Below are 3,820 nucleotides of genomic sequence, written 5' to 3' on the forward strand. Positions count from 1 at the left end.
GCAAATGATCCTGATCGGGACTAAAGCGCCCGGAGAAGGCATTGCAGGCATTTCCATTGATGGAGGTACAGAACGGATGATAGATCTGTATGCATCTTCAACACAAACCGGAGCTACCTTATTCGTTTCCCCAGTCCTATCTTCCGGTCAACATATAATAAAGGTTAGGGTGACTGGGGCTAAAAATATATCCTCTACAGGTACTGTCGTTACTATTGACCGTGCAGAAATCGTCCCTGTAGATCAAATTGCTGTCACCGGCGTGCAGATGAACATGACACAATTGCTATTGGGTGCAGGGCAATCAGGCGAGATTGAAGCGGTCATATCGCCGGTCAATGCTACGAACAAAAACGTGACGTGGAAAAGCAGCGACGAAACAGTAGCGACTGTTGCAGATGGCGGAAACGGCAAAGCTGTGGTGACGGGACTTAAAGCGGGAAGCACGGAGATCACGGCAACTACGGCCGAAGGCAACTTCACGGCTGTTAGTCAAGTAACGGTAGAAGCAGTTGTTCCGACAACTCCTGGAACGACCCTAAGCGGTGCAGACTCGGTTGCCGCAGGCAGTGAGTTTACGGTCCGTTTCGGACTGAAGAACGTGACGCAAAACGTCTATGCGCAGGACATTCAGCTGAACTATGATGCCAATGTCATGGAGTTTGTTTCGGCAAAGTCAACGCAAGACGGTATTAGCATCGTTCAATCCAAGGATCAAGCAGGAACGCTCCGCGTTATTCTGGCGAGTCAAGGGGCTGGCCATGCCATTACCGGTACGGCTGAATTCGCAGACATCATCTTCAAGGCGAAGAATGTGCAGGATGCGGCAGCTGGAGTGATTACGATCGCGGACGCAACGTTAGGGGATGATCAAGGGAACGAAACGAAAGCAGACGGATCTTCGATCACCGTCCGAGTTACGCCGATACCAGTTGGAACTCCGGGAGATGTGAACGGGGACGGTAAAGTCAGTATCGGGGATCTTGGTTTTGCAGCTGCTAACTATGGTAAAAACTCCTCAAGTCTGGACTGGAACCAAGTTAAACTCGCGGATATAAACCATGATAATGTGATTGACATCAACGATCTTGCAGCAATCGCGAGCAAAATTATTCAATAAGTTAAGCACGGTGTGGGCTTAGGGAGCTTCTCTCTGAGCTCACACTTCCAGAGGAGGACAACATGATTAAAATTTTATCACGCAGCCTGGTGATTTGCCTGATGGTCACGGCGTTTACGCCTGGTATCCCAGTCGTTCAAGCAGATATGGCTGTAACAGGTACGAAGGAATTGACTAAAGCCATCCATCAAGAGCCAGGAACAAATAGCACCGTAAAATTAACATTTGATATGGTTGACGGTGAGAATTTGATTGTGAACGGTGATTTTGAGCAAGGAAGCGCACTCTGGACTAGCTATAGCGGCACGCAGTTTTCCATCCTAAACGATTCCATCAACGGTGGCACCAAAGCTTTGAAGGTAACGGCGCCGAATGGCGGTGCCAAACATGATTATTTCACAAATGGCGTTACCCCGAATGCGTTATATACGTTTGAAGCCTGGGGCAAAACCGAAGGAGGTACGAGTCCGGCGTGGATTTCGGTTGAGTTCAATTCGGGCGGGACGAAGGACCTTGCATATACCGAAACGGCGTACACGAAGAAGTCTATGTCATTCAGAGCGCCTTCGAATGTGGTGAGTATGCGACCATAAAGTCGTGGCCTTCCAGTCTGTCAAAGTGGCGGCATCCTCTTCAGCGGTAACCTATGCGGATATCCAGTCTCTGAGCCTGACGAATGGACTTGCGACAATCTCGCTGGATGCCGTGCCAACGACAGACCCCACTGCAACTGACTTTACGGCTGCTTATACGACCGATGATGATCCGACATCCCATTCCGTAATGGTCACTGATTTTCAATATGATCGAAGCAGTAAAATGGTTTCCTTCCATTTTGCCCCTATTCAACAATTGCCAGTTCAACAAACAAATACGTTCAATGTTCGATATCGGGGATCCATGGCTACCGGCTCGTTTCTGGTTGCAGCATCAGGCGCACCGGAGGTGACTGCTAACGTGGAGAGCACAACGGCATCCAATGGCAAAGTATATGTGCTGCTGGATAAACAACCAACGGCTGCTCCGAAAGTTCAAGATTTTAAGGTTGACTATACGTCCAATTTGACTGCGCAGCCTATGAATTTGAACATCGTCGGATACGAGTATGCTCCTGAGTTGAGACGGGTGACGCTCCTTACGAACCCAATTGCCAAAACAGATCAGCAGCAATCCGTTACTGTCTCTGTCACTTACAAGGGCAGTCCAACCTTTGCCGAACCGTTTATCATCAAATCGTCGGCCATAGGCACCACCTATTACCTAGATAACGAATTCGGAAATGATACGAATGATGGAGAAAGCCCGGCATCGGCGTGGAAAACGCTGGGTCAGATTAACGGCGTTACCTTCTTGCCGGGAGATCAAATTTTATTCAAAGCGGGCGGCATTTGGAGCGGACAGCTTCATCCGCTAGGCTCAGGAACGGAAGACAGAGTGATCGCGATCGGGATGTATGGCGAGGGCAAAAAGCCGCTCATTCAAGGCGGAGGCATTGAAAGTACCGTTTACTTATACAACCAGCAATATTGGGAAATTGGCGATCTAGAGATAACCAATTACTCCCCAGTTCCAGCAACGGCAGCCCGGCGTGGTGTTCTGGTTTCTGCAGAGGATTTTGGAGCAGGGGCGACGAACGAATTGACCCTTGTATCTACGCTTCACCATATCCATCTGCACGATTTATTTGTTCATGATGTTAACGGTCAGGACAATAAAGATGCAAACGGCAGTGCAGGTATCCAGGTCAGTGTCAAAATCTCCGGTATGGATGGAAATGCCATTCCAGCACCAGGTTCTGTGCATCGCAGAACGACTTTCGATGATGTAGTGATCGAGAATAACATCATTGAGAATGTATCGCGCACGGGCATTATTACTTGGACCGATTGGAAAAGCCGAACGATGTTAGGTGACAACATCGGATACGGAATTAGCGCTTCGACACCTTGGACACCGATAACCGGGGTGGTAATTCGGGGGAATAAGCTGACGAATATCGGCGGTGATGGTATAAGTCCGCATATGACGGATGAAGCTCTTGTTGAACATAACACGTTGCATGGTTACAACAAGACATCTGCAGGCTATAACGCAGGAATGTGGACATGGGATGGTGATCGCACTCTCTATCAATACAATGAAGTAAGCGGCGGGTTTTCCACAAGAGATGGCATGCCCTTTGATTTCGATCATGGGTCCAAAGGGGTTATTTACCAGTATAACTACAGTCACGATAACGACGGGGGTACCCTTCTATTATGCTCGGACGGCAGAGCGGGTGGCGTCTATGACGGCATTTTCCGTTATAACATTAGCCAAAATGATAAATATCAGACTTTTACAGTCTGTGGCGCGGGCAATGTGTATAACGTAAAGATTTACAATAATGTTTTCTATGTAGGGGAAGGCCTGAACACCAATCTGTTGGTTTCGCAAGGCGGAGCGACACAGGCGGCGTTAAGCAATAATATTTTCTACAACAAAGGCACTGGCAGATATACCAAAAAAGCTAGCTGGACCTACGATCACAACTTGTTCTTTGGCAACAATGCACCTGCTTCCAGCGTTATTCCGGATGCTGCTATGCTGGTAGCGGATCCGTTATTTGTGAATCCGGGAAGCGGTTCAGCGATTAACTCGCTAGACGGTTATAAGCTGCAGCCGGATTCGCTGGCTATCGGCAGCGGGGTGCTGATGGAC

General features: G+C 48.6%; 3 protein-coding genes. All 3 read left to right on the forward strand.

Going from position 1 to position 3,820, the window contains the following annotated elements:
• Positions 1 to 1,120 (forward strand): Ig-like domain-containing protein (locus AC1DUA_RS34030; protein WP_477503948.1); only part of this gene is annotated, 1,120 nt, incomplete at its 5' end.
• A 62-nt stretch (positions 1,121 to 1,182) separates the two neighbouring features.
• Positions 1,183 to 1,713 (forward strand): carbohydrate binding domain-containing protein, encoded by a 531-nt coding sequence (locus AC1DUA_RS34035; protein WP_477503949.1) that lies wholly within the window; start codon positions 1,183 to 1,185, stop codon positions 1,711 to 1,713.
• A gap of 4 nt (positions 1,714 to 1,717) precedes the next feature.
• Positions 1,718 to 3,820 (forward strand): right-handed parallel beta-helix repeat-containing protein (locus AC1DUA_RS34040; protein WP_477503950.1); only part of this gene is annotated, 2,103 nt, incomplete at its 3' end.

This window comes from Paenibacillus sp. 01T422, assembly GCF_056398785.1.